At 61.7% G+C, this 1,721-nt stretch carries 2 protein-coding genes and 1 pseudogene; all 3 read left to right on the top strand.

The annotated features are described in order from the left end of the window. A pseudogene (locus EN994_RS30000) lies at nt 1–475 on the top strand (glycosyltransferase); the annotation flags it as partial. Next, complete coding sequence (locus tag EN994_RS29995) at nt 468–1,169, top strand: class I SAM-dependent methyltransferase (protein WP_063170022.1); 702 nt, start codon at nt 468–470, stop codon at nt 1,167–1,169. The pseudogene EN994_RS30000 and the gene EN994_RS29995, both read left to right, overlap by 8 nt. Continuing rightward, nucleotides 1,147–1,614: a GtrA family protein gene (locus tag EN994_RS29990; RefSeq protein ID WP_063170021.1), complete on the top strand. Its 468-nt coding sequence runs from the start codon at nt 1,147–1,149 to the stop codon at nt 1,612–1,614. Before EN994_RS29995 ends, EN994_RS29990 begins: the two co-directional genes overlap by 23 nt. Nucleotides 1,615–1,721 lie beyond the last annotated feature (107 nt).

Genomic DNA, 1,721 nt, shown 5'->3' with positions numbered 1-1,721 from the left:
TTACAGGTTCATTCGCGGCATGGTGAGCTGGATCGGGCTGAGACAGGTGGCTTTCCCCTATGAGCGGCACCGCCGCTTTGCCGGCACCACCCACTATCCGCTGAAGAAAATGCTTCTTCTGGCGGTCGACGCCATGACCAGCTTCTCCATCGTGCCCTTGCGGTTCGCCTCGCTGCTCGGAATGATGTTCGGGCTTCTGGGGCTGGTCGTGCTCGGCTACACGCTGCTCGAATGGTCGGTCGGAAACGTGTTGCCCGGCTGGACCAGCCTCGCCGCGATCGTGCTGATCCTCGGCAGCGTCCAGCTTATGGTGCTTGGAATCTTCGGCGAGTATCTCGGGCGCATGTACATGGAGACAAAGCGGCGGCCGCTCTACTTCGTCAACGAGATCGTTTCGCGCAGCCAGGCGGTGGAGGACGGCGAATTGCCGGTCCATCGCCTGCAGGAGATGGCAAAGAGGGCCGCACGTGCTTGAGGCGGAATTCGACCAGTTTGCGCGGGAATATCAGGAGCAGCATGCCGCAAGCATAAGGCTGAGCGGCGAAAACCCGGATTTCTTCGCCAGGTACAAGATCGACGACGTCGCCGCGACGCTGCGGCGGGCCGGTGTCAAACCGCGACGAATACTGGATTTCGGCGCCGGCGTCGGCAATTCGCTCGGCCATATGCGCAACGCGTTTCCCGACGCGGAGATCACCTTGCTCGATCCTTCGCGGGAATCGCTCGACATCGCCAGCAAGCGCTTTCCCGGCCAGGCCGCCTTCACGCATTTCGACGGCAAGACAATTCCCTTTGCCGACGGCAGCTTCGACCTGGCCTTCGCGGCCTGCGTCTTCCACCATATCCCCGAGAACCTGCAGATCGGACTGTTCGCCGAGATCGGCAGGGTGCTGGCCTATGGCGGCAGCTTCTTCGTCTTCGAACACAATCCTTGGAACCCGCTGACCACGCACGCGGTGAGGAACTGTGCCTTCGACGAAAACGCGGTTTTGATAAATTCGCGCGAGATGCGCGGGCGCATGGCCGAGGCGGGCCTTGCCAATACGAGGATCGTCTACCGGATTTTCTTTCCTCGGATGCTTGCGAGACTGAGGCCGTTCGAGCGCTTCCTCACCAAGGTACCTGTCGGAGCCCAATATTTTGCGCATGTGGTCAAGCCTGCCGTTTGACTTCCCGAGGATGCTGCGATTTGGCGCCGTCGGTCTGTTGAACACGGCGCTGGGATACGCGGTCATTCTGGCCGGGCTTGCGCTGGGTCTGGGCGACATCCTTGCCAACGCCACGGGCTATGCCGCCGGCCTTGTCCTCGGCTTCTTCCTCAACCGCCAATGGACCTTCAGCAGAGCCGATGGCTTCAAGCCCGGGACCGCGCTGCGCTATGGGGGTGTCTTTCTGGTCGCCTACAGCATCAATCTGGCCGTCGTAATCGCCGCCCGTTCAGCAGGCATCGTCGAAAACCCGCTGGTCCACCTCGCGGGAATCTGCGTCTATTCGGTTGTTTTCTATCTTGGCTCGGCTCGCTTCGTGTTTGTGGGGCGTGGGGACGACAGCACCGACCGCACAGTTCGGGTGGCCGACAAGCCTCGGCGGCAGCCCGCCAATCCAACACCTTGAACACCCAACTGTCACCGGAACCGATTAGAGGCGGCGCAGCATGAACGACGCTCAGGCCAGTGCGGCGGCCGCGACATACAACGAGCGGAGCAGGCTGATCTTCTGCC

Origin of the sequence: Mesorhizobium sp. M7A.F.Ca.CA.002.09.1.1 (genome assembly GCF_003998555.1) — a bacterium.
Taxonomy (GTDB): Bacteria; Pseudomonadota; Alphaproteobacteria; order Rhizobiales; family Rhizobiaceae; genus Mesorhizobium; species Mesorhizobium ciceri.
Note: the sequence above shows the minus strand (reverse complement) of the source record. Positions and strands in the feature narration are given on the sequence as shown.

Bases quoted from the DNA above. Each gene is read 5' to 3' on its own strand.
- EN994_RS29990 (WP_063170021.1), top strand. From the start codon at position 1,147: ATGTGGTCAAGCCTGCCGTTTGACTTCCCGAGGATGCTGCGATTTGGC.